Below are 22,696 nucleotides of genomic sequence, written 5' to 3'. Positions count from 1 at the left end.
TCTTGCGGGAATACGGCTTCGGCCCCGGCTCGATGCCCCTCATCGGCTGGTATCTCGTGACGCTGCTCATCATGCTGGCCGTCGCCTTCTACTTCCTCACACAACCCCTGATCTTCCACTTTGGCAATCTGGAGAACGACACCCACGGATCAGCCCGCTTCGCCACAAACAAGGAAACCGCCGCCCTCACCCGCACCGATAACGGGCTGCTGATCGGCCGCGATCCCAAGACAAAAAAGCTGCTGCGCTATGCCGGTCCGGCCCACCTGTTGACCATGGCACCGACCAGGACCGGCAAAGGCGTCGGCACCATCATTCCAAACCTGCTTACCGCCGACCGCTCCGTGATCTGCATCGACCCCAAGGGCGAGAATGCCAGGATCGCCGGCCGCGCCCGTGCAACCTTCGGCCCGGTCTATATCCTCGACCCCTTCGGCGTCACCGGCAAACCCTCAGCCGCCTTCAACCCGCTGGAAGGGCTCGACCCCGTCGGCCTCGACGTAGCCGAAGATGCAAGCACCCTGGCCGACGCCCTCGTGTTCGATGAACCGGGCACGGCCGGCGAGGCGCATTGGAACGAGGAGGCCAAGGCGCTCATTGCCGGCCTGATCCTCAAGATCATCGCCGCCGAGCCGACCAGCCGATGTCACCTCGGCACGCTGCGTGAATATCTGACGCTCGCCCCGGAAGCCTTCGTCGCACTCCTGAAGGACATGCAAGCGTCAACCGCCGCCAACGGCCTGGTCGCCCGCGCAGCAAACCGCCACCTCGGCAAGTCTGACCGGGAAGCAGCCGGCGTTCTCTCGGCCGCAAAGCGCCATACCCATTTTCTGGATTCACCCCGAATGCACAGGGTCATGGATGAAAGCTATTTCGCCTTCGCGGACCTGAAGAAGCGCACCGGGACGGTGTTCCTCGTCCTGCCGCCCGATCGTCTCTCGACCTATTCCCGATGGCTGCGCCTGCTCGTCGCGCAAAGCCTCACCGACATGGCCCGCGATCCGGCCAAGCCCGCCGCCCCGGTCCTCTATCTGCTCGATGAGTTCGCCGCCCTCGGCTATCTGGCCCCGGTCGAGCGCGCAATGGGCCTCATGGCCGGATATGGCGTCCAGCTCTGGCCCATCCTGCAGGACGTTCACCAGCTCCGCGCCACATACGGACAGCGCGCCGGAACCTTCCTGTCAAACGCCGGCGTCCTGCAGGTCTTCGGCGTCAATGATCATGACAGCGCCCGCCTCGTCTCCGATCTGCTCGGACAGGAAACCGTCGTGTTCCAGACCATGAGCCGCGCCCTCGATGCAGAGGAAAGCGGCATCACCTACGGCGAGCAACATATAGCCCGCGCGCTGCTGACCCCGGATGAGGTCCGCAACCTGCCGCAGAACCTCGAATTGCTGTTCCTCGCCGGGCAACGGCCGATCGTCGCCGGCAAGCTCGCCTATTATGCCGATGCCGAGTTCCGGGGGCTGTTCGACCAGGCATGAAGGATGAAACCATGACCGACCCTGATATATCCGAATGGCCCGATCCCGCCGACAAAGCCCATGCCGTCGAACAAGCCAACCGGCTCCGCAACCAGGTCGCAAAAGGCGGTTTGCGGTTTGAAGCCTATCTGCCGCCGTCTCTGGCCCTGTGGCTGCTCGACCTGATTGAACAGGGCAAGTTCCTTGATCCGTCCGAAGCCGTGTTCGTGATCCTGGGCGAGCATAAGGAGCTGGAACCCCATGCCGATCTGCGCCGCGAACTGCTCAAGCGCAGCATCAAGGCGGCGGCCGATGATCCCCGGCCGGCCCTTCCTTTTGAAGAAGGAATGGCGGAGATACGCGAAATGCTGAAACAACCGCGTCCTGAACCGGCCAGATGGGAAAAGCGGTCCCGGCGCTGACGCACCGGGGCTTTGTCACGAGCGGCCCTCCGGCTCTCTACAGCGCGACATGGGGGCGCGTTCGCCTCCGGGGCGGCGCGGCGCGCGCCGCGAAACCATGACAGAAACCAACATCGCCACACCCGCAACGGTAGCTGTAGCGGCTTGCCAACATAAGCGCCTCTGCTCGCAAACATCGGCATTTTCTGCTCGAATTATCTGACAATGGAGCGGGCGTCGTGCTCACGCTCTTTGCCAATGTGCTCGCAAACATCCGGGTCTGCTTGCAAACATCCGCCACGTGCTCAGATTAATTGCCAGCGACGGCATGGTCAAACCGGGACGCCTGCCTGTCGTAGTTGCTCGGTCAGCTGACGGGAATATTCGGGATCAAGGGTGCCCGCCAGGAAGGCGCGGATATACGGACATGCGCTGTGGCTTTCCCTCCTTGGCGCTTCGGGTGCAGGAGGTTCTGCAGCATGATCCGTTGTCAGGGCATCTCTTCGTCTTCAGGGGCCGCAGATCGGATATTTTGAAGATCATCTGGCATGATGGTCTGGGCGCCTGCCTTTTTACCCGGCGGCTGGAGAAGGGCCGGTTTATCTGGCCGAATATGGGATAGCATCCGTCAAGGTGGTGTAGAATTGGGACCGGGCCGTCATGATCAGGCGGCTCTGGGTGAAATTTCTCCATCGCAGCTACGCGAGGAGGTAGAGCTGAGTTTAAGTGCTGTCATTGAAGTTTCACGAGCCTGATAAACGGACGTCATATGTCGCCCATAGTGATGCAAATATTCAATCGATGCACCACTAACGATCAGGATTATTGTGATGCTGGCTCTGAACGGAGTTGCCGTGACCTATGCCAACGGCACCCAAGCTTTGAAGACAACGACATTGACGTTCAACCAGGGTCAGTTCGTCGTGCTCCTCGGTAGATCCGGCGCAGGCAAATCTACCCTCATCCGGACACTCAACGGCTTGGTTGCGCCGACGTCTGGTTCGATCACTTCTAACGATATTGGTGCTCTGGATGCGGAAACTAAGCTTCGCATTCACCGAAGGCGAACTGGGATGATATTCCAGCAGCACCAACTCATAGGGCGCTTGAGCGCGCTCGACAACGTCATGACGGGCCGCCTGGGCTACCACTCTGGCTGGCGTACGTTGTTCCCTATGCCGCGTTCGGATCGAAGGCTGGGGTTGGAATGCCTTGAACGCGTAGGCCTTCTTGATAAGGCTCTCGTCAGGGCGGATCAACTATCCGGCGGTCAGCAGCAACGGGTGGGCATTGCGCGCGCGCTGGTCCAGAAGCCCCAACTGGTCCTTGCAGATGAGCCCGTTGCAAGTCTGGACCCTGAAACGGCTGTCGAGGTCCTGTCGCAGCTTCGCGAAATATGCACAGCCGACGGCATCACTGCTGTGATCAGCCTTCATCAGATCGATCTAGCTCGCCGGTTCGGCGACCGGGTCATTGCTATGCGCGACGGGGAAGTGGTTGCGGACGCCGCTGTCGACGAACTGACCGATCAAATGTGTGCGTCGATCTACCGCAGCGCCCCAAGAAATCCGACCACAACACAAGATTTGTCCAACTACGAGTATGATCAACCTTTAGCTGCCATGGAGGCCGCATTATGAAGAAGCTTCTGTCCCTCGCATTCCTCGCCGTTCTTGGCTGGAGTTCGTTGGCGCATGCTGGCTCAAATCCAGAGACATTGCGCGTCGCGTTGCTACCGGACGAGAACGCCGCCACTGTCATCAAAAACAATCGTCCTCTCGAGGAGTATCTTGAGAAGACACTCGGTCGGGAGATTGAACTGATCGTAACGACCGACTACTCGTCAATGATCGAAGCGATGCGTTTCGGCCGGCTTGAGTTGGCTTATTTCGGGCCGCTCTCTTACACGCTCGCGAAAACCAAGGCTGATATCGAGCCTTTCGCAGCACTTATGAAGGATGGCGAAACTACCTATCGCGCTGTAGTTGTCGCCAATGCAGAGGCTGGCATCGAAAGCCTTGAAGATGCAAAAGGGAAAAAGGTCGCGTTTGGGGACGTGGCTTCCACCTCAAGCCACCTTATCCCGAAATCTATGCTGCTTAAGGCCGGAGTTGAGGCTGGAAAAGACTATAGCGAGAACTTCGTAGGGTCGCATGATGCCGTGGCTATTGCAGTGCAGAATGGCAATGCTCAGATTGGCGGACTTTCGTTGCCCATCTACAATTCAATGGTCGCTCGTGGCACCATTGATCCTAAGAAAGTTATCGCCCTCGCCGAGTCCGATCCGTTCCCGCAGTACCCCTGGACCATGCGGTCGGATCTTGACACTTCGTTGAAAGAGGCGATCACCAAAGCCTTCATCGACCTTAAAGACGAAAAGGTATTGGCATCCTTCAAAGCCGATGGGTTCGCTCCGATCGATGACAAAGCCTACGACGTCGTCCGTGAGCTCGGTAAAGTGCTGAACTTGGACCTGAGTCAGTAAGGCGCGTTCGAGACAGTTTCTCACCTTTCGACGCAGGCGCTGGCCTGCGTCCTTTCTTCCAGGATATGTGATGACACAGCCGTCGGCCGACTACGACTCTATCCTTCAACATCAAAACAAAGCTTGGACCAGAGCTGGCGTGATCGCGTTGGCAATTGCGTGTGTGATCATTGTTAGCAGTTATCACTCCGGTCTTCTTGATCTGGAGCGTCTGGGATCTGGGTTTCCTGCGCTCTGGCAGCTCGGTACGGAAATGTTTCCCCCGGATTTCAACCGAGGCTTGGAGTGGATCAGCCCTCTCATCGACACTCTGGCGATGAGTATAGCTGGGACTGCGATCGCGGTACTGATATCACTTCCAGTTGGCTTTTTCGCCTCAGGGAAAACAGCACCCAACGCTGTCATCTATATGATCTCGCGTGGATTGTTGAATGGTCTACGGTCGATCCCGGAGCTGATTATGGGCATCGTCTTCGTGGCGGCAGTGGGATTTGGAGCGCTCCCAGGCGTGCTGGCTCTTGGTCTTCACTCGGTTGGCATGGTGGGCAAGTTCTTTGCGGAGGCGATCGAGCATTGCGATAATGCGCCTATAGAAGCCGCACGCGCAGCTGGTGCGTCGCCGTTCCAGATCGTGACGCGGGCGATCTTGCCACAAGTTCTACCGCAATTGGCCGATGTGACCATCTATCGGTGGGAGTACAACTTCCGCGCCTCGACAATCCTGGGCACTGTGGGAGCTGGTGGTATCGGTTTCGAGTTGATGACATCCCTCCGGATCATGAATTATCAGGAGGTTCTTGCGATCATGCTCGTTGTCCTTCTGATGGTCACCATCGTTGACCAGGTCGGCGCTCTCCTCCGCCGCCAGCTGCAATAGAAGGATAAATTAAATGCTCCCAAAGGTAGTAATCACCCATCGCGTCCACGAGGAGATTATCTCAAAGCTATCTCCCCACGCTCGTTTAGTTTGCAACGATACTGATGATACATGGCCCGCGAGAAACTGCTCGCAGAATTGAGCGACGCCAAGGCGATGATGGCGTTCATGCCGGACATGATCGACGCGTCTGTACTCGCGCACGCTCCCGATCTTCAACTTGTGGCATGTGCGCTGAAAGGCTTCGATAACTTCGACATCGAAGCCTGCACGCAGCGTGGAGTCCACGTCACGATAGTGTCCGATCTTCTCACTGACCCGACAGCCGAACTTACAATCGGTCTGATGATTGCTCTTGGGCGGCACATTCTGCCAGGCGACAAGAGCGTCAGGAGGGATTACAAAGGTTGGCGCCCTCGGTTTTACGGCCTTGGGCTGCAGGGCACAGCAATCGGCATTTTAGGGATGGGAGCGATCGGAAAAGCTATAGCACAGCGCCTAAGTACCTTCGGCGCCATTGTGTCGTACTGGGATCGTCAATCCCTGGACAAAGCCGATGAGATCAGACTGAACGTAAAGCCTCTTGAATTTGACCAGTTGATCTCGTCGTCTACCTTTCTTGTGTGTGCACTCCCGCTTTCGGCCGAAACGAAGCATCTCCTCGGCGCTGAACAACTCGCCAAAATGCCCAAAGGAGCACTTCTTATTAATCCTGCACGCGGAAGCGTGGTTGATGAAGAGGCTGTTGTCGCTGCATTGCAGGCGGGGCGCTTGGGAGGCTACGCCGCTGATGTTTATGAGATGGAGGACTGGGCCAGACCCGACCGGCCTGACAAGGTCCACGGGGGTCTCCTCAATCGCGAACATGATTCGATCTTGACACCCCACATAGGCTCAGCAGTGGCGAAGTCGCGTTTGGCTATCGAGCACGAGGCTGCTGACAACATTATAGATTTTGTCCAAGGCCGAAGACCTCGTGCGGCAATTAACGAGGTTCAACTAATTCCTTGATTAGAGAAAGTAATGTTTAGCCTTTCGCATGTCGCAGCATTCATAGAGGTAATCGAAACTGGCAGCTTTCACGAGGCGTCGCGACGGCTTCAGATATCCCAACCGACTGTCTCACATAATGTGAAACGATTGGAGGATATACTAGGGGTGCGGCTGGTCGAGAGGAGGAAGGACAAGTGTGTGCCGACTCGGCAAGGGCTCGTATTCTTGCCATTCGCACGCAGCCTTTTGACCGTCACGAAGAGATCTCTGGACCGCCTGCACAGCGGCCGGATTACGTTGGGTGCCAGTACTAACATCGGTACCTATATTTTGCCAGTCCACTTGAAGCGTTTACAGGATGCTCAAGGCCGGCCACCTGAGGTGGCCGTTGCCTCAAATCCTGAAATCATCGAAAAGCTCTTGAGGAAGGAGATTGATCTAGCCTTTACCGAATGGTGGGACGATCGAAAAGGATATCAAGCCCGCCTTTGGCGGAAGGAAAAGCTGGTAATAATCGTATCCCCACAGCATAATTGGAGGACGCGAAAAACAATTGAAGCGGCAGAGTTATTTCAAGAGTCCCTCATTGGCGGAGAACGTGGAACCGGTACCGGATCCGTGCTCCGCGAGGCCTTCGGCCAAGCGGCAGAGCAATTCCCAATCTCATTCAATGTCGGGAGCACTGAGGCTGTGAAGCATGCAGTTCGAGCTGGTCTCGGCATTTCGATCGTGATGAGGAGCACTGTCCTCGATGAGCTCGCGTCGGGTAGGCTTTATGAGGTTTCTGTTGAGAATGTGGTTCTCGAAAAGTCTGTGTGGGCTGTACATCCCGTACATATGGAGGATGGTTCACCGGAAGCAATCGCGCTTAAGGTTATACTCGATGCGAGCGCCCCTCTGGGTGACCTAGAGCACGTCCACATTACTCGGGGTCATATCCGCAAGATTTGAAGTAGTTGGCGCATTCCTGCGGCTCGAACATGGTAACGGCCTGGCCGACCGCATCCTTTGGTATCGCCGCCTCAATTCCCGGAGTATCCCATACAAGGGGGACAAGATCGGGGACCGCCCGATTTTCGATGCGTAAGGTTCCCTGCTCCATGTCGCGAATATTCGGCCGTCAGACACATAGTTGGTTTCCATGGATCGTTTGTCATAAACGAGGGTTTTTGAGCATGCCATAGCGCATGCCGTCACGCCCCTTGAATGGCGCGATGGAATCTTCTCAAAACTGTTATAGAAACGGTTGTCGCAAAATGCTATGTGTCCAACGACTTTCAAGAACATTTGGATGGCTATGCGGGTCGGGTACGCCAGGGTCAGCACGATCGATCAAAATCCGGAGCTTCAGCTTGAGGCGCTGAGACGCGCCGGTTGCGAGAAGGTGTTTACCGAGCGCGGGTCAGGCGCTCGCGATGACCGCCCGGAATTGGGCCGAATTCTCTCCGACGTGCTTCGCACTGGTGACACGCTCGTTGTCTGGAAACTCGATCGGTTGGCGCGATCGCTAAAGAAGCTCATCGCGACGGCGGAAGAGTTGGAGCGCGCGAAGATCGGGCTCGTGTCCTTGACCGAGAGCATTGATACGACGACGCCGGGCGGCATGCTGACCTTCCATGTCTTCGGTGCGATCGCCCAGTTCGAACGTGCTCTGATCCGCGAACGCACGACGGCTGGACTGGTCGAGGCGCGGCAACGTGGCCGCAAGGGTGGCCGCCCGCCCGCGATGCGCCCGGGCGATATTGCCGCGGCGCGCGCCCTGATGAAGGAAGGCAGCATACCGGTACGCAATATTGCGCAGCGCATGGGGGTTTCTGTTGCAACCCTCTATCGTCATATCGGCAAGAAGGGTGGCTCTCCCAAAACAGTGGAATCCGAGGACGTCCATGGCTGAGCGGAGAAAGCGGCCGCCCGGAGAGGCTCTTGTCGATCTTCGACGCCGATTGTCGCTGCTTTCTCCCCGTGATCCAGGCCGTACCGAGATTGTTGCTCGTGCCGCCGATGCCTACGGCATCTCGATCTGGACCCTGTATCGGGCGCTGCGGGAGTTGAACCGCCCGAAATCCGTACGGCGCGCCGATCACGGAACCTCCCGGATCGCCCCGCAGCCGGAGATGGAAACCTATGCCGAAATCATCGCGGCCCTGAAGATCAGAACGGCGAACCGGAAGGGGCGGCATATCTCCACGGCGCGCGCCATCAAGCTGCTTGAGGAAGACGGCGTGGTGACGCCCGATGGCCTGGTCCGTGCACCGCCCGGCATCTTGAAACGCGCAACGGTCGATCGGCTGCTGCGTGTTTCCGGCCTGGATTATGCGCGCGTCACCCGCCCGGTGGCTGCCGTCCGATTCCAGGCGCGGCGTTCCAACGAACTCTGGCACTTCGACATGAGCCCGTCCGACCTGAAGCAGGTGGAAGCGCCGCTTTGGGTCGAGGAAGGGCGCGGCCGGCCGACGCTGATGCTGTTCTCCGTGGTCGATGATCGCTCCGGCGCGAGCTATCAGGAATACCGCTCCGTCTACGGCGAGGACGCGGAGTCCGCCTTGCGCTTTCTCTACAATGCCTTCGCCGCCAAGCCTGAACCGGAACTGCCGCTTCAGGGGATTCCAACGACCATCCATATGGATAACGGGCCGGTGAGCCGCTCGCGCGTTTTCCAGTCCGTCATGGGTAGCCTTGGTGTCCGGGTTCTCACGCATATGCCCCGTCGGACAGCGAGCGGCGCACGCCGGCGCGAGCGAAAGGCAAGGTCGAGCGGCCGTTTCGCACGATCAAGGAAGTGCACGAGACCCTCTATCATTTCCACAAGCCGAAGGACGAAGAGGAAGCCAACCTTTGGCTCAGGCGCGCCTTGGTCACCTACAATAACGGCGACCATCGCACAGAGTCTCATGCACGCATCGAGGATTGGCTGCGGCATCTTCCTCCTGACGGGGTGCGGGCGATGTGCTCCTGGGAGCGGTTCTGCGCCTTTGCGCGCGAACCGGAACGACGGACGGTTGCTGGAGACGCGACCGTATCGGTCGAAGGCGCATCCTATGAGGTCGAGCCCGAACTTGCCGGCGAAACGGTGACCTTGCTCTGGGGCCTGTTCGATCAGGAACTGTTCGTCGAGCATGAGGGCAAGCGCTTCGGTCCATTCCAACCTTCGCGCGGGGCGGTTCCCCTCTTTCGCTATCGCAAATACCAGAAGAGCAAGCTCGAAGAGCGGCTCGACAAGGTGGTGCGCCTGGCAGACCAACTTGGGCTCCCCCGCGCCGCGGTCACCGGCGGGGATCGTCCATTGCCTTCGCTGCCCCGACCACGGCTGGGCTGAGTGTACGGCGGACACCGTTTCCGGAACCCGCAATAGAGACCGCTTATCCAAATGGCCTCGCAGCCCGTGGGGCCATCGCCGACCAGCTCGGCCGGCCGATCGGCGCGATGAATGCCGGTGACCGCGCCTTCATCAATGAACTGCTTGGAGAAACACTCGACAAAAAGATGATCGCGGCCCGTATCCGCGAACGCTTCCAGGCGCGAAGAAAGGAAGAATGATGCTCGCTGACGTTCAATCCAGTTACGGCCTCGACCGGCCTTTCCAAGGGGCCGGCAACTTTGAGACCGAGCATCAGCGCACGATCATCCGCGAGGTGTGTGCGGCCGTCCAGACCGGTCGGCTTGTCGTGGTCTCCGGCCTGGTCGGTTCGGGGAAAACCCACCTTTTGCGCCGCATCGAGGCCGAACTCACCAAAGCCGGCAAGGTCGCACTCGCCAAATCGCTGGCGGTCGACAAGCGGCGCACTTCGCTGCCATCGCTCATTGAAGCCCTGTTCTACGACTTGTCTCCCGGCGATCGTGCGCAGGTCAAGATCCCCAAGCAGGCCGAGCGCCGGGAGCGCGACCTGCGCGACATCATGAAAAAAGGCAAACGGCCGATCGTCCTCGTGGTCGACGAGGCCCATGACCTGCACCACAAGACCTTAACCGGCCTGAAGCGACTGATGGAGGTGGTCGCCGACGCCGGCGTGCTCCTTTCCGTACTTCTTGTCGGGCATCCCCGGTTGCGCAATGATCTGCGCCGGCCGCAAATGGAGGAGATTGGCTACCGCACGACCATTTTTGACTACGAGGGGATCGGCTCCGCGCGCCGCGACTATGTTGCCTGGCTGCTTGGCGCCTGTGCGGCCGAAGGCGTAAAGGTTGGCGAACTCCTCGAGGAAGAAGCCATCGACCTCATCGCCGAACGTTTGCGCACGCCGCTTCAGATCGAGATGCATCTCACCCTCGCATTCGAGCAGGGCTTTCGCCTCGGCACCAAGCCGGTTACCGCCGAAATCGTCGAGCAGGTCCTGTCCCGCGCCATCGACGATCTCGAACCGACGTTGACCCGAAATGGTTACGATGCGACGGCTCTGGTCACGCACCTCAATGCTCGGCCGTCGGATATCCGCGCCTTCCTGGCGGGCACCCTTGATCCCGAATATTCCCGTCAGCTGACCGAGCAACTACGACAGGCAGGCGTCCCGGTTTGACCATGCCGTCGCTGGCAATTAATCTGAGCACGTGGGGGATGTTTGCAAGCAGACCCGGATGTTTGCGAGCACATTGGCAAAGAGCGTGAGCACGACGCCCGCTCCATTGTCAGATAATTCGAGCAGAAAATGCCGATGTTTGCGAGCAGAGGCGCTTATGTTGGCAAGCCGCTACAGGTAGCCCCCCGCCGGCCCGTAGGGAACGCGCTCCCCCATTGCGCCGTAGTGACCGAAGGGACGGCCGGGGGCGGGTTTGAGGCAATGAGCGTTTGAGTATATACTCAAATACACAATTGAGTGACTGACGGACCCATGCGCAATCGGGATTCTAGGCGAGGTGAACTATTGCTCACTATCCCGCAAATCTGCCTCATAGTCCTGACCGCCGTAATAGACGCCAAGAATATTCACGGTGTCGCTTGTCACCTCAAACGCGATCGTCACGCGCCGTCGGTATCCTACAGTTCGCAGACCTGGCCTTATATCGTCGTGGCGCGTTCCTCGATGCGGGAAGGTCGAGAAGCCGAGACAATGTTTCACGATGGCGGTAGTATATCGCTCGCCAACCTCCGGCGCGGCCTTCTCGCCAATATCACTATGCAGCTTCACAAGCTGCGCTTCCGCCCTCGGCGAGAAGATGACGCGATGCGACATGCCTTAGCGGACTTTCAATTGGCGCTCGGTTTCGGCCTTCAAAGTGGCCAATACCTGTTCCGGGGTGCGGCCTATCGACGGGTCTGCCTTCAGCTCGTCATAGGCGGTCGCAACTTCCGTGCGAAGCCAAGTTTCAAGGGCCTTGTCGCGCGCCTGTAGGGCACGCAACCCGTCGCGTATAACCTCGCTCTCGCTGGCATACTCCCCCGACGAAACCTTAGTCTTGACCATCTGCGCCATTTCGTTCGGTAACGTGACGCTGAACTGTTGCGTGCTGCGCATGGGAATCTCCCTGACTTGATCGCGCTTAGTAGGATTAAACACTATCACAAATAGGCACGATCGGGAATGCCTTATCCTACACACACCTCAATCACTCATTTAAGTGATTGAGTAATCATCTCCCGCAATATCTCGGAAATGGTGCGTCCCTGCTCAACGGCCATGAGCTTGAGCCGTTTGTGTTCCTCACGGTCCAGATCGAAATTCACGCGCACGGTTCCGCCTTTATCGGAAAGGCTGGCGAGCGTGGCGGCCTTCCGCACGTTGCTCGGCCGGCCGGCGCTGAGCATACCCTTTTTTTCTTCACTCATTTGATGCTTTCCTTATTTACTCAATTGAACAATTGTTTGATTTCGTTCGCAAGCGCCGTCATTTCGCGGGCCGCTTCGCTATCCGGTTCCAAATCGAGAACGGTTGACCCTGCAGCAGCGGAGCCGGGATAACTCACGCGCTGCGTGATCCGGGTCGCCAAGATCGGCAGGCCGTAACCGTTCAGGGCGTCGGTGATCTCGTTGCCGATCCTCGTTCCCTTGATGGCGCGGGACACGACGAACGCAGCGCGCAACTTGCCGTCTGTGATCTCCATGCGCTGCTTGACCAAATCGACTAGCTCGGCCGTGGCCCAAATATCGTAGGGCGAGGGCTGCACCGGGATCAGGATAAAATTCGCGGCCTTGATCGCAGAGACGGCGAGGTCGGCCGCCTGTGGCGCTCCGTCGATCACGACGAAATCCTTGCGGGCGACATTCTTCAAATCGCGCTCGATCGTCGGCCGGTCCAGCCCGACCACGGAAACGGGCTGGTCCTCTCGCACGGCGGCCCAATCGCGGGCGCTGCCCTGTGGGTCGGAATCGATCAGCAGCACGTCAGCGCCACCGATCTGCAAGGCGCGGGCCAGGTGGGTGGCGATCGTCGTTTTCCCCGCCCCTCCCTTTTGGTTTAAAACGGCAATCACATGCACGGCCGAAGCTCCTAATTTTGATGAAATGTGTATTTACTCAAATGAGTATATCAGGTTTGAGCTTTTGAGTAAACAGGTTTTAACCTCAAGCACTCATTTGAGTAAATAGGCGCTGCCCTTGCAGCCTTCTTCTTCTCGAAAGCCCATGCGAGGTGGGCCGCAGACGCAAGCGTTGCGTTTTGAAGTTCTGAGGGTGCCGCGCCGGCCCGCCTATATGCGGGCCGGAACCGCCGCAGGGCCTCGTAAGAGGCCCGAACAGCGGCGACCGCTTATGTTTTTACATAAAGAATAGAATTAGAGGGGGATTCAGTCTGGTTATCAGACTCACGTTTCATCAAGGCTTTTGCCATGCCAACAAGAGCCGCCCCAACCGGCGTATCGCCCACGTCGAGCTGTGTCCGCTCATCGAGGGGCAAGGCCTGCCTGTAAGCGTCAATTTGCTCGCTCCAAGCCCTCTGGTCCTGTCCGTGATCCGCAGGCGGGGGAGGGGCCTTGCCGAGCCGCCCGAGGAACTGCCGGGCCTTTTCCGGCAATGACAAGCGATAGGCGTTGCTGGCCTGCTGGACCTGGGGGCCACGCCCCTCGTTCCCGGTCGGTTCGTAGCGCCGCAGCCAGTCGATGAAGCCATGCGCCCGCAGGTTCTTCAGCGCCCGCACAATGGTATCGCGTGACCGGCCCAGGCGGTCCATGATCGTGGTGATTGACGGCTCAAGCCGGCCGGTGCGGAAGTCGATGAGATTGACGAACAGCCGCAGCACGTCCAGTGCCACCGATCCAAGCGGGCCGCTACGCTCGCCCTTCTCGTGCAAGCCGGCCTCGTTGAAGATTTCCGCCGCCTTCAAGATCGCCTGCACGTCCTTGCGCGTCGTCGGCCGCCATATCTGGCCCTCGGATCGGCCCTTGAAATGGCTGCGCCGGCGAACCGGCGTCGGGCATCGTTCGGCCGGGGGGGGAAGCACCAGGCTAAACGCCGCCTGCCTGCCCGATCCCTGCAACATCGCCCGGCGCTCGTGGGCGAGGGCGGAGAGCTGCCCGGCTTCCTCGTCGGTGAGCTGACCCCCGCCGTAGCGGGCCCAGACCTGTTTCATGATTTCATCAAGCGCATGAATGCGCGCGCAGCCAATCGCGGCCGCGATTTGCGTCCTCAACATTGTCCTCTCGTCCTCCGTTCAAGAGGGCATGACGCGAGTGGAACACGGACAAAGATTCACCGTTCCCGCAAGACGCATATCTTGCAGGGTTAGCTGTAACCGGCTATGTTGGGTGCTGTCTGGCGGTCCCAACATGGCCGTTTCCGTAATCCGAAAACCCCTTGCCGCGACCAACGGCTAGGGGTTTTTCATTTCATACCCTCTGTGCGCTCTCGATATAGAACCTCAAAGCTTCTTCGATGATCGGAGCGCGGCCATTCACGCCCCGCTGTTCCTTGATCTGGTCGATTTGCGCGAGAAGATCAGTCGAAACATACGTGGTGAGTGCGATACGGCCGGCCGCAAGCTGCCGCGCCCGATGGGCGGCAACATCCTTCCGAGTTCTTTCCATATCGCGCTTCATTCTTAGCAGTAAGAGGAGATTTGCCCGATTCTGCAACCCTTTATCTCTAAGGTGCGGGAATCTCGCGCAAATCGGACACTCTGGCGGGTAATCGGCGGAACCGGAAGGTCGAATTTATGCCGACTCACCAAGCGCCCGGTAGAGGGTCGCACGATGGACGCCGAGAAGCCGGGCGACTTCCGCGACGGGCTTCTTGTCCTCGCTGATGAGCTGGCGGGCGTGTGCGATCTGCTCGGCCGATAGGGTAGGAGAGGGGCCAAACCGCACGCCTCGCGCCTTCGCCGCGATCCGGCCGGCGCTCGTGCGCTCCACGATCAAGGATCGCTCGAAATCCGCGATGCCGGCGAACACGGTCAGCACCATGCGGCCGGCGGGCGTCGTCGTGTCGGCCCACGGCTCGGCTAGCGAGCGCAGGCCAGCGCCAGCCTCTTTGATCCGCTCCGCGATGTTGAGAAGATCGCCGGTCGATCGGGCGAGGCGGTCTAGCCTGGTGATCGTCACCACGTCACCGGCGCGCAGATGGTCGAGCATCCGCGCCAGCTCGGGCCGGTCTCGCTTCGCCCCGGAAGCCTTTTCCTCGAAAATGCGGACGCAGCCAGCCCCACCAAGGGCGGCGCGCTGCTGGTCGAGGTTCTGGCCGCGCGTGGAAACGCGAGCATAGCCGATGAACATGCGGCCGGCATCGGAATCTGGTTGGCGGCTCACGGTTCCCCCTGTCGCAAATCATGTCGCAAGTGCTATATCACTTGCGACAAAGACGTGCGACGCGAAACTGCCTGATTTTCCGGGGCTGGCCGATCTGTCGCGGGTTTTAGGATTTTTGCGACAGGTCAGTTCACCTCGCTCGTGATTCCGTGAATCGGCTTGTCGGCTGCGGACAAGCCCGCTGTGGGACTTCACGTTTCGAGATGTTCCGTTACTTTAAATGACTTTCCATCGAAGCCGTCTTTGTTCAAGTAGACTTAAACGACTGTCGTGGTAACTGCCCGGCGACCCAATATTTTAAAGAACTGAAATCATGAAAAATCCAATCCCGCTGGAGGCCATCTCCGAAAACACGGTGTTTCGAAACGGCGATGTCTTCGTCCTGTTTGGCGAGCTGTTCAGCCGTGGCTATGCGACGGGCCTCGTCGATCAAGCTCGAAAAGTGGGAATGCAGATCGTGGGGATCACGGTCGGGCGACGGGACGAAAACAATGATCTGAGGCCCCTGACGGACCAAGAGCTTTCGGAGGCAGAGGCGCGGCTGGGCGGCAAGATCATCAACATTCCCCTGATGGCTGGCTTCGATCTCGATGCTCCTGCGGACGGCCCTACCCCTACCGACCTCCTGGCTGGCCTGACGCTGGAAAGCTGGGAGCATGAAAAGCTTGACTGGGGATACATCGAAAAGTGTCAGGCCGTCGCCACGGCACGGTTCACCGATGCACTGGCGCAAGTCATGGCTGTCCTTGACGGCATGATCCCCGATGGCCGCAACGTATTCTTTGCCCACACGATGGCCGGAGGCATCCCGAAAGCGAAGACATTCCTCGTCGTCGCCAACCGCATCTACAAGGGAATGGGCTCACGCCACATGTCGTCGCAGGCCTTGCTCGACAGCGACATGGGCAAGCTGATCCTTCGGAATTTCGACGAGGTTTCGGCGGACACGTTCCGACATCTGATCGATTTCAGCGCGGCGATCCGCGAGCGTATCGAGATCTCGGGCGGCCAAGTCCGGTATACGGCATACGGCTACCACGGCACGGGCATCCTGATCGGCGGCGAGTACCGTTGGCAGACCTATACGAATTACACTCAGGGCTATGCCAAGATGCGCCTTGAAGGGATTGCCGAAGATGCGTGGTCCAAGGGTGTGAAGGCAACCATCTATAACTGCCCGGAAATCCGGACAAATTCCTCGGACGTGTTCGCGGGCATCGAGCTGCCTCTCATTCCACTCCTGCTTGCGTTGAGAAAAGAGAACGGCGGCCGGTGGGCCGCCGAACAATGGCGCGCGTGCGAAGAACTCCTGTCAGACGGGTTCACCTTGGAAGATGTCATCGCCAAGATCAGAGACCTGCAGGAGAGCGACATCATGGTGCCGTTCTACGACTTCTCCGCATGGCCAATGCCCAACAGCCAGGCACAGGCCAATTTGACGATTGGCACCTCTAATCAAATCACCGCGATGCACCGCGGCAAGGTCGTCATCAGCGATCTCTTGAGCGCGCTTGTAGTCGAAGCGACGGGGCAGTTGATCTTCGGTGCATCGTCATCACCGGGTGGCCCGGTTCAGTGGTTGAATCACGATGTCGTAGCCCGTCGCCTGAATACATACCACGAGATCTCTGAAAGCAGTTCGCTATCGGCAACAAGGCAGGTGTCGGATAGCGCTTCAATGTTTTCATTGCCGCAAATCAGTCGGGCATCATAATCAGGGTCTCACGGATGTCGTCAGACTGGATGAGGCTCATCCAGCACACACCAAGTGTCCCGATGACGTTCGCGAATTCTTTCCGGTGAGATATAGTGTACCAGCCAGTGCGGCCGACGCTACTGCGCCGGCACTGCCACGGTGACCGTGCAACGTTGTTCTTTCTTCGCCTTGGCGGCCGTCTCGACACAGGCGGCAAGCGCCTCCTGATTGGCGCGCACCAGGCTGTTGGCATCAACCAGATTGCGCCAGCCTCCGGGGCTTGCCGACTGCATCAGTGCAATGCCGGCGTTCCATCGATCGGCGTTCATGGCCGTGGATGCCACGGCCATATCGACCGATCCGGGGAGCACACGCGGCGCGAACAGAGTCAGCATTACACCAAGGACCAAACCGGCTGCTCCCACACCACAAAGCCACCAATCCTGCTCCCGACGAAAACGGGCGGTCCTGACGAACTCGCGAAGATCGCCGGTCACGCGCTCGAGGGCCTGTCCTCGGGCCTCGATTGTGCGCGCCGCGCCCTCCGAAACCCGATTGCCGGCGTTCTCGAGCGCGCGGGCGTAATGGTCGGGGCCGTTCCTCAGCGCCGGTAATTTCTGCAAGGCTTCAAGATGCTGCCCGACAACAGCAACCTGTTTGACGATCCGGCCAAGCTCCGGGCCGTAATCGGGCGGCTGCTGGATTTTCTCGAATTCCTCGAACGCGGCTTCCACGCCCTTGCGAATGACCGTCATTTCGCCGCCGACATCGTGCGTCAGCTTCTCGATCGATCGCCGCAACGCATCGAAAGCCTGGGCCGGATCGCTTACAGCGTCCTGTTCGTCCGGTTCTGCTCCCTCGCTGTAATCCGTCATCGCGTCTCCTATCGTTCCATTCCAAGGCTCTGGCTCCGGCCGCGCGAAAGGCTCTGCTCCATGTTGCGGGCGAGACTTTCACTCTGGCCCACATGACCGATTCCGAGGTCTTGGCTGCGATTGCGCAGGACCGATTCAACCTGGGGATCGCGCTCAAGGCCCTTCGCCATGCCGCGCATTTCCCCCTCGACCTTGCCGCGCGCCTCATCATGCTGCCAGCCGCGAAGCCCTTGGCGCTCGCCCTGGAGTTCCTGCCAACGGTTGACGAAGCGCTCCGCCCTGACGTTCGGGTCCGCCAGTGCGGCCCGCTCGCGATCCATGCCGGCGACAAGCTGGCCGGTGCGCTCGCGGCCGGAAAGCTCGGTCATCGCCCGTCGCATCTCCGGATCATGCTGCAAGGCCGACACCATCAGCGCCGCCCCTCCTGGTCGCGCCTGGTCTAGTTGCTGGCCGGCCTGCCGCATTTCTTGGCTCTGCGCTTCGAGGATCGGCACGCCCTCGCGGACGTTCCTGTCGGCCGCGTCGAAGGCCCGCGCATAGCGCTCGACGGCGCGTTCCATGTCGTTCGGCCGCCGCAAGCGATCTGCCAGACTATCAGTACGGGGGCGATCTGGCGCCGACGCCTCCCGCAACCGCTCTCCTCTTTCCGGTGGCTCTTGGCCGGCCGGAGATGCCCCACAGCCTGCATTGAGCTTCAAGCCATCGAACATGCTGCGCCGGGGCGTCTCGGCCCTCTCCGGCCGCTCCTGGGCCTGCTGCGGGCTGTCCTGCGCGTCCGGCCGCTCGGCCGTCGCGCTCCGCCCGAGTTTCAGGCCGTCGAACATGCCTCGGCGCTGCGGCTGCTGCCGATCGTCGCCACGGTTCTGGGTACGATCGGCGGCGAGATCCTCAGCACGCAAAACGTGACGAGGATCCTCGCTGATCTTTTCGGCATCGACGGTCGGCCGCTGCGCCCGATCCTGAGAATGACGCTCGGCCCGGATTTGCTCTTGCGCCGACTCCCTGTCCGGACGTAGCTCGATTTCGCTTGCGATCCCCATTTGCTCCGCGATCCCGCGCCGCTCGGCAAAGTCTTGGCGGTAATCGAGCGTCGTTTCCTTCACACCCGATCGGCTGAGCCGGCTTTCAAGCTGCCGATAGGCCAGCTCGCCGCCCTCATGCACTTTCCACGCATTGCGCTGCGCCTCTGTTCCGTCTGGAAGGCGCACCGTCTCCGATCCGCGATGCTCAAGGCCGATCTTGTCCCCGATCTGCGGTGCGGCTTCCTGCATTGCGCGCTCAAGGTCCACGCCCCAAACCGTATGTTTCTGGCCGCGATCGTTTTCCAGCGTCACGAAATAGCTGTCGCGGTTCTTCGGGTCGTGCTCGTAGGGCGCGGTGCCATGCTCGACTAGGCGGCCGGCGTTGCGGTCGGCAAACTCGTCCATGCCGGCGTAGAGCTGCGCCCCGTCGCGATGCCGCGTCATGGCGACATAGGTTAAATGCCGGTCCATCGTGCCCGACGCCATCACAAAGGCGCGCTCGACCGTCGCGCCCTGGTTCTTGTGAATCGTCGTCGCATAGCCGTGGTCGAACGCCCGATAATCGTTCGTCGGCACGCTGATGCTGCTGCCCTTTCCCTTTCCGCCTGGGCCGTCGAGCTGGGCGACGATCCGGCCCGCCTCGACGCTCTCGACGGTCCCAAGCATCCCGTTTTTGACGCCAAGGTCGCGATCGTTCTCAAGGAACACGATGCGGTCGCCCGGCGCAAACTCGCGTTTGCCGTCATTGGTCTGGAACGTCAGTGCCCGGCCAAGCCCCTCCCTTTGCTCGGCCGCCTCGCCCGGCATATCGGCATCGCTCGGCCCGTGGCTGCGGGCCAGCTCGCCACGCTCCTGCAGGGCCGATCTGATCCCGTCGTTGATGGCGCGCACATCGGCCCGGCGATGCGCCATCGCAACCCGTGTTCCCTCCGGACGCTGCTCGCGATCGGCGAGGTAGTCGCAAACGATCTCGCTGTGCGCCTCGTCCTTCGTCTCACTGAGCCGGATGTTCCCATTATCCCGATAGGCGGCCAGGCCCTCGACTGTGCGATGCGTGGCGAAGGCGACGGACGCCTCCCGCTGCCAGTCCACGCGCTGCCGGCGGATTTCGGATAGCTCGGCATGGCCGATCTGCTCGGCAATGGCGCGGAACGGTGCGCCAGCCCCGATCGCCTGTAGCTGCTCATAGTCGCCGACAAGAACGATCTTCGCCCCGCGCGCCTCGGCCTCGTTGACGAACCGGGCGAGCTGCCGGCTCCCGATCATGCCGGCCTCGTCGATGACGAACACGTCGCCGCGGCCAAGCATCCGCCTCTCGTTTTGCCAGTTGATATCCCATGACGCGAGCGTGCGACTCTGGATGCCGGACGACTCCTCCAATCCCTCGGCCGCCTTCCCCGACAAGGCCGCGCCGTGAACCGTATAGCCCTGCGCCTCCCATGCCTCACGCGCCGCTGAAAGCATCGTGCTCTTGCCGGCGCCGGCGAAACCGACAACGGCGGAAATCCGCTCTGGCCCGGTGATATGCTCGATCGCCCGCCGCTGCTCGTCGGACAACCGGGCAGAAGCATCGCCGGCGCTGCGCTGAATGGCGGCGTCCTGCCGCTCTATGGCTTGGCTGACATGCCGGCGATGGACACCATGAGATTGCGCCTCGTGCATCCGCTGCGCGCGCTCGATCATGCCGGATTCGATATCGATCATTTCGCGGGTCGAATATCGGGCAAGTTCGATCTCGCCCGTCTCCGGATTAGCTCGCTCCCGCTGCAATTCGACAAGCGCCGGTGACGCCATCACCTTCGCAAAGGCGCTCTGAAACTCCTGCACGTCGTCGTTGATGTAGCGGTGCAGCGTCCGGGCGATATCGCGCCGATCGAACACGCTCTTTTCCCCGGTGACGATAGCGAGAACCTGTTCCGGTTTCTCCCTGATGAGGTCCGCATTACGTTGCGCCGCTTCCTCGTCCAGCCGGGTGCGCGACACCTCAAGCCCGCGCCGCTGCATCTGCGTCGCGTGAACGCCCATATGCTCGGTCGGCTCAAGCTCAAGCCCGCGCTCCTGATGCGAGCGATGATCAATCCGGATATCAAGGCCTGCCATCGCCAGATGCGCGTTGGCATGGCTCTCCCACGCCTGCCTGATATCACGAAGCTGCATTTGCGAAGTTGGAAGATCGTTCGACAGCAGCCACTTGTTCTCCCGCTCGATATACGTCTTGTCGCCAAGCCCTTCCTCTGTGACCTGCCGCGTTGTCATTAACAGATGCGCATGATGGTTCCGAACGTCGGTCTCGGAGTGAGGGCTGTGGATGGCGAAATCAACCGCCGCCCCATAACGGTCCGCTAGGTCCTGGGCGAAGGATCGCGTCAGCTCAAGGCGCTGCCCGGCGTTCAGCTCATGCGGGAGCGCGATTTCAAACTCGCGGGCGACACGCGCGTCTTTGCGGCTTTCGGCGAACTCGGCGGCATTCCAAAGCTTCTCGCGGCTCTTCGCCCATTGAGCGTTCACGCCCTCGGGCAACACGATTTCAGTATGCTCGATCCCCTGCTTGCGGGTGAAGTCATGCGTGAGGCCGTCGCGTTCGTTAGTCAGGCGCTCGCCGGCACGATAGGCGGCAGAGGCGACGGCGCTTCTGCCGCCTGCCCGCGATACCGGCTTCATGCTCGCATGATAGATCGCCAAACGCCGCCTGCCTTTCTCCGATCCGCGATCGGCGCATCTGAGTTGCGTAACAACTCGTAAGTGCGCCCTTCTCAACTCAATCGCTTCGCTTTTTCGTCGCTCGGTGTGGCGCTCGCGGCAAGGCCGATGCAATAAAGCTGAAGCCAGATTTTGCGGGATATGCTGTAATTTTGCAAGATCGAACAAGGTAACAGGATTAGAAACGCTTGAGCTGAGCGTGTCTTCGTATAGTCTGACGGCCTGCGGAGGGCGAAGATTATGGCAATCGACAATAACCAGACATTGGCGCTGCTGATCGATGGCGACAATGCTTCGTCCAAGATCGTCGCCGGCCTTCTCGCTGAAATCGCCAACTACGGGACCGCCAGCGTCAAACGTATCTATGGCGATTGGACCAAGCCCAACCTCAACGGCTGGAAAGAGTGCCTGCTGGAACACTCGATTCAGCCGGTCCAGCAGTTCGCCTATACGACCGGGAAGAACGCCACTGACGGCGCGATGATTATCGACGCGATGGACTTGCTCTATACCGGCCGCTTCTCCGGTTTCTGCATCGTCTCAAGTGATAGCGACTTTGCCCGCCTGGCCTCGCGCATCCGTGAGCAAGGCGTCATCGTCTATGGGTTCGGGGAGCGCAAGACGCCCCGCCCCTTCATCACCGCTTGCGACAAGTTCGTCTATTTCGACGTGCTCAACACGGGCGGGGAACAGAAGGAAGCGGAAGCCGTCGCCGCGCCTAAAGCGGCCGCCGCCAAGCCTGCACCGGCGAAAGCGGCACTCGATCGTGCTGCCCTCGACATGCTGGCGAAAGCTGTCACCGCCTCGGCCGACGAAGACGGCCGCGCCAATCTGGCCCGCGTCGGCGCGCACCTGGCAAAACAGTCGCCGGATTTCGACGCCCGCAACTATGGCTTTCCCCGTCTCTCCGATCTGGTCGAGGCGTCGGGCATTGTCGAGGTCGAGCGCATTGGCGAGAACCCTAAAATCATCATGGTTCGCCTCAAGGGTGAATCAACCGCCCGCCCCGCGAAATAGGAGGGAAACGACATATGGCTCGCAAGACGATCGAACAACGGCTGGCCGAGCTGGACGCGCAGCGCGCCAGCCTCAAGGCCCGGCTCGGGAAACAGGAACGGGCGAACGATACCCGCCGCAAGGTGCTGCTCGGCGCGCTCGTCCTGCACCGGCTCGAAAACTCGAACGATCCAGATTTTACACGGCGGCTAGGCGACTGGCTACGCAAAGAGCTGCCCGACTTTTTGACGCGCGACGGCGACAAGGCTTTGTTTGCCGATCTGCTCGCCAACACGCCCAGGGGAGAAGCGGCGGGGAACGCTGGGGAAGCTGCTTCATGAGTCAGACGACGCTTGCATGGGCCGCGTTCAAGAACATGCTGCGTGAGGCCGCGCAGAATCCCCGATGGGCCTTCATCTCCCTGCTCGCCGCCCCCTTCCGTCTCGCCAAACCGCTGTTTCAGGGTTTCCTCGTCCTGCTCCTTATCCTGTTCGTGGTCGGCCTCGGCGGGCAGGCAC

22 protein-coding genes and 2 pseudogenes are annotated in these 22,696 nt (G+C 60.1%); 15 read left to right on the top strand and 9 right to left on the bottom strand.

The window, feature by feature from the left end:
- The 11 genes and pseudogenes from EGT36_RS00120 to EGT36_RS00070 all read left to right on the top strand — a co-directional run.
- The coding region (locus EGT36_RS00120; protein WP_133308180.1) for a type IV secretory system conjugative DNA transfer family protein at positions 1–1,484 on the top strand (1,484 nt) is incomplete at its 5' end.
- Between the two features lie 11 nt (positions 1,485–1,495).
- Complete coding sequence (locus EGT36_RS00115; protein ID WP_103466573.1) at positions 1,496–1,885, top strand: hypothetical protein; 390 nt, start codon at positions 1,496–1,498, stop codon at positions 1,883–1,885.
- A 307-nt stretch (positions 1,886–2,192) separates the two neighbouring features.
- A complete protein-coding gene (gene tnpB / locus EGT36_RS31280; RefSeq protein ID WP_080600525.1) occupies positions 2,193–2,486 on the top strand; it encodes an IS66 family insertion sequence element accessory protein TnpB in 294 nt (97 codons plus the stop codon).
- 208 nt (positions 2,487–2,694) lie between these two features.
- On the top strand, positions 2,695–3,504 hold the full coding sequence (phnC, locus tag EGT36_RS00105) for a phosphonate ABC transporter ATP-binding protein (RefSeq protein ID WP_006473175.1): 810 nt from the start codon (positions 2,695–2,697) through the stop codon (positions 3,502–3,504).
- On the top strand, positions 3,501–4,349 hold the full coding sequence (phnD, locus tag EGT36_RS00100) for a phosphate/phosphite/phosphonate ABC transporter substrate-binding protein (protein WP_003501103.1): 849 nt from the start codon (positions 3,501–3,503) through the stop codon (positions 4,347–4,349). The genes phnC and phnD overlap by 4 nt, the downstream gene beginning before the upstream one ends.
- Positions 4,350–4,419: 70 nt before the next feature.
- A complete protein-coding gene (phnE, locus tag EGT36_RS00095; protein ID WP_006473411.1) occupies positions 4,420–5,226 on the top strand; it encodes a phosphonate ABC transporter, permease protein PhnE in 807 nt (268 codons plus the stop codon).
- Positions 5,227–5,337: 111 nt separating this feature from the next.
- Positions 5,338–6,237 (top strand): phosphonate dehydrogenase, encoded by a 900-nt coding sequence (locus EGT36_RS00090; RefSeq protein WP_286083357.1) that lies wholly within the window; start codon positions 5,338–5,340, stop codon positions 6,235–6,237.
- A gap of 12 nt (positions 6,238–6,249) precedes the next feature.
- Positions 6,250–7,170: a LysR family transcriptional regulator gene (locus EGT36_RS00085; RefSeq protein WP_003501100.1), complete on the top strand. Its 921-nt coding sequence runs from the start codon at positions 6,250–6,252 to the stop codon at positions 7,168–7,170.
- Between the two features lie 340 nt (positions 7,171–7,510).
- On the top strand, positions 7,511–8,113 hold the full coding sequence (locus tag EGT36_RS00080; protein WP_003501098.1) for a recombinase family protein: 603 nt from the start codon (positions 7,511–7,513) through the stop codon (positions 8,111–8,113).
- A pseudogene (locus EGT36_RS00075) lies at positions 8,106–9,756 on the top strand (transposase family protein). Before EGT36_RS00080 ends, EGT36_RS00075 begins: the two are co-directional and overlap by 8 nt.
- Positions 9,753–10,733, top strand: a complete 981-nt coding sequence (locus tag EGT36_RS00070; protein WP_006470275.1) for an ExeA family protein — start codon at positions 9,753–9,755, stop codon at positions 10,731–10,733. The pseudogene EGT36_RS00075 and the gene EGT36_RS00070 overlap by 4 nt, the downstream one beginning before the upstream one ends.
- Positions 10,734–11,075: 342 nt before the next feature.
- Here the strand turns inward: EGT36_RS00070 and EGT36_RS00065 are convergent, their stop codons facing one another.
- The 7 genes from EGT36_RS00065 to EGT36_RS00035 all read right to left on the bottom strand — a co-directional run bounded on the left by EGT36_RS00065 (position 11,076) and on the right by EGT36_RS00035 (position 14,889).
- Complete coding sequence (locus EGT36_RS00065; protein WP_103466571.1) at positions 11,076–11,387, bottom strand: type II toxin-antitoxin system RelE/ParE family toxin; 312 nt, start codon at positions 11,385–11,387, stop codon at positions 11,076–11,078.
- Between the two features lie 3 nt (positions 11,388–11,390).
- Positions 11,391–11,669: a type II toxin-antitoxin system ParD family antitoxin gene (locus tag EGT36_RS00060; RefSeq protein ID WP_103466569.1), complete on the bottom strand. Its 279-nt coding sequence runs from the start codon at positions 11,667–11,669 to the stop codon at positions 11,391–11,393.
- Positions 11,670–11,764: 95 nt separating this feature from the next.
- A complete protein-coding gene (locus EGT36_RS00055; protein ID WP_103466567.1) occupies positions 11,765–11,980 on the bottom strand; it encodes a plasmid partition protein ParG in 216 nt (71 codons plus the stop codon).
- Between the two features lie 20 nt (positions 11,981–12,000).
- Positions 12,001–12,630 (bottom strand): ParA family partition ATPase, encoded by a 630-nt coding sequence (parA, locus tag EGT36_RS00050; protein ID WP_103466565.1) that lies wholly within the window; start codon positions 12,628–12,630, stop codon positions 12,001–12,003.
- 269 nt (positions 12,631–12,899) lie between these two features.
- Complete coding sequence (locus EGT36_RS00045) at positions 12,900–13,781, bottom strand: helix-turn-helix domain-containing protein (protein WP_103466564.1); 882 nt, start codon at positions 13,779–13,781, stop codon at positions 12,900–12,902.
- A 193-nt stretch (positions 13,782–13,974) separates the two neighbouring features.
- Positions 13,975–14,172, bottom strand: coding sequence for a ribbon-helix-helix protein, CopG family (locus EGT36_RS00040; protein WP_103466562.1), 198 nt, complete (start codon positions 14,170–14,172; stop codon positions 13,975–13,977).
- 126 nt (positions 14,173–14,298) lie between these two features.
- Positions 14,299–14,889, bottom strand: a complete 591-nt coding sequence (locus EGT36_RS00035; protein WP_481740033.1) for a recombinase family protein — start codon at positions 14,887–14,889, stop codon at positions 14,299–14,301.
- A gap of 313 nt (positions 14,890–15,202) precedes the next feature.
- Here EGT36_RS00035 and EGT36_RS00030 point away from each other — a divergent pair, with 313 nt between their 5' ends.
- Complete coding sequence (locus tag EGT36_RS00030; protein WP_286083356.1) at positions 15,203–16,603, top strand: enoyl ACP reductase FabMG family protein; 1,401 nt, start codon at positions 15,203–15,205, stop codon at positions 16,601–16,603.
- 119 nt (positions 16,604–16,722) lie between these two features.
- Here the strand turns inward: EGT36_RS00030 and EGT36_RS00025 are convergent, their stop codons facing one another.
- Positions 16,723–17,460 (bottom strand): DUF6118 family protein, encoded by a 738-nt coding sequence (locus EGT36_RS00025; RefSeq protein WP_125269914.1) that lies wholly within the window; start codon positions 17,458–17,460, stop codon positions 16,723–16,725.
- A gap of 8 nt (positions 17,461–17,468) precedes the next feature.
- Entirely contained in the window at positions 17,469–21,164 is a 3,696-nt protein-coding gene (gene traA, locus EGT36_RS00020; RefSeq protein ID WP_125269913.1) for a Ti-type conjugative transfer relaxase TraA, read from the bottom strand.
- A gap of 258 nt (positions 21,165–21,422) precedes the next feature.
- Between traA and EGT36_RS00015 the strand changes: the two genes are divergently transcribed.
- The 3 genes and pseudogenes from EGT36_RS00015 to EGT36_RS00005 all read left to right on the top strand — a co-directional run.
- Positions 21,423–22,199, top strand: a complete 777-nt coding sequence (locus tag EGT36_RS00015; protein WP_172965609.1) for an NYN domain-containing protein — start codon at positions 21,423–21,425, stop codon at positions 22,197–22,199.
- A gap of 14 nt (positions 22,200–22,213) precedes the next feature.
- Positions 22,214–22,519, top strand: coding sequence for a mobilization protein (locus EGT36_RS00010; RefSeq protein WP_103466577.1), 306 nt, complete (start codon positions 22,214–22,216; stop codon positions 22,517–22,519).
- Positions 22,516–22,696: pseudogene (locus EGT36_RS00005) on the top strand (type IV secretory system conjugative DNA transfer family protein); the annotation flags it as partial. The gene EGT36_RS00010 and the pseudogene EGT36_RS00005, both read left to right, overlap by 4 nt.

Source organism: Agrobacterium sp. FDAARGOS_525, assembly GCF_003938925.1.
Lineage (GTDB): Bacteria > Pseudomonadota > Alphaproteobacteria > Rhizobiales > Rhizobiaceae > Agrobacterium > Agrobacterium pusense.
This window is presented reverse-complemented; position numbering and strand designations above follow the sequence as displayed.

Excerpts from the sequence above, each read along its gene's own strand:
- EGT36_RS00115 (WP_103466573.1), top strand. The coding sequence starts at position 1,496 with ATGACCGACCCTGATATATCCGAATGGCCCGATCCCGCCGACAAAGCC.
- tnpB (WP_080600525.1), top strand. The coding sequence starts at position 2,193 with ATGGTCAAACCGGGACGCCTGCCTGTCGTAGTTGCTCGGTCAGCTGAC.
- phnC (WP_006473175.1), top strand. The coding sequence starts at position 2,695 with ATGCTGGCTCTGAACGGAGTTGCCGTGACCTATGCCAACGGCACCCAA.
- phnD (WP_003501103.1), top strand. The coding sequence starts at position 3,501 with ATGAAGAAGCTTCTGTCCCTCGCATTCCTCGCCGTTCTTGGCTGGAGT.
- phnE (WP_006473411.1), top strand. The coding sequence starts at position 4,420 with ATGACACAGCCGTCGGCCGACTACGACTCTATCCTTCAACATCAAAAC.
- EGT36_RS00090 (WP_286083357.1), top strand. The coding sequence starts at position 5,338 with ATGGCCCGCGAGAAACTGCTCGCAGAATTGAGCGACGCCAAGGCGATG.
- EGT36_RS00085 (WP_003501100.1), top strand. The coding sequence starts at position 6,250 with ATGTTTAGCCTTTCGCATGTCGCAGCATTCATAGAGGTAATCGAAACT.
- EGT36_RS00080 (WP_003501098.1), top strand. The coding sequence starts at position 7,511 with ATGGCTATGCGGGTCGGGTACGCCAGGGTCAGCACGATCGATCAAAAT.
- EGT36_RS00070 (WP_006470275.1), top strand. The coding sequence starts at position 9,753 with ATGATGCTCGCTGACGTTCAATCCAGTTACGGCCTCGACCGGCCTTTC.
- EGT36_RS00065 (WP_103466571.1), bottom strand. The coding sequence starts at position 11,387 with ATGTCGCATCGCGTCATCTTCTCGCCGAGGGCGGAAGCGCAGCTTGTG.
- EGT36_RS00060 (WP_103466569.1), bottom strand. The coding sequence starts at position 11,669 with ATGCGCAGCACGCAACAGTTCAGCGTCACGTTACCGAACGAAATGGCG.
- EGT36_RS00055 (WP_103466567.1), bottom strand. The coding sequence starts at position 11,980 with ATGAGTGAAGAAAAAAAGGGTATGCTCAGCGCCGGCCGGCCGAGCAAC.
- EGT36_RS00045 (WP_103466564.1), bottom strand. The coding sequence starts at position 13,781 with ATGTTGAGGACGCAAATCGCGGCCGCGATTGGCTGCGCGCGCATTCAT.
- EGT36_RS00040 (WP_103466562.1), bottom strand. The coding sequence starts at position 14,172 with ATGGAAAGAACTCGGAAGGATGTTGCCGCCCATCGGGCGCGGCAGCTT.
- EGT36_RS00030 (WP_286083356.1), top strand. The coding sequence starts at position 15,203 with ATGAAAAATCCAATCCCGCTGGAGGCCATCTCCGAAAACACGGTGTTT.
- EGT36_RS00025 (WP_125269914.1), bottom strand. The coding sequence starts at position 17,460 with ATGACGGATTACAGCGAGGGAGCAGAACCGGACGAACAGGACGCTGTA.
- EGT36_RS00015 (WP_172965609.1), top strand. The coding sequence starts at position 21,423 with ATGGCAATCGACAATAACCAGACATTGGCGCTGCTGATCGATGGCGAC.
- EGT36_RS00010 (WP_103466577.1), top strand. The coding sequence starts at position 22,214 with ATGGCTCGCAAGACGATCGAACAACGGCTGGCCGAGCTGGACGCGCAG.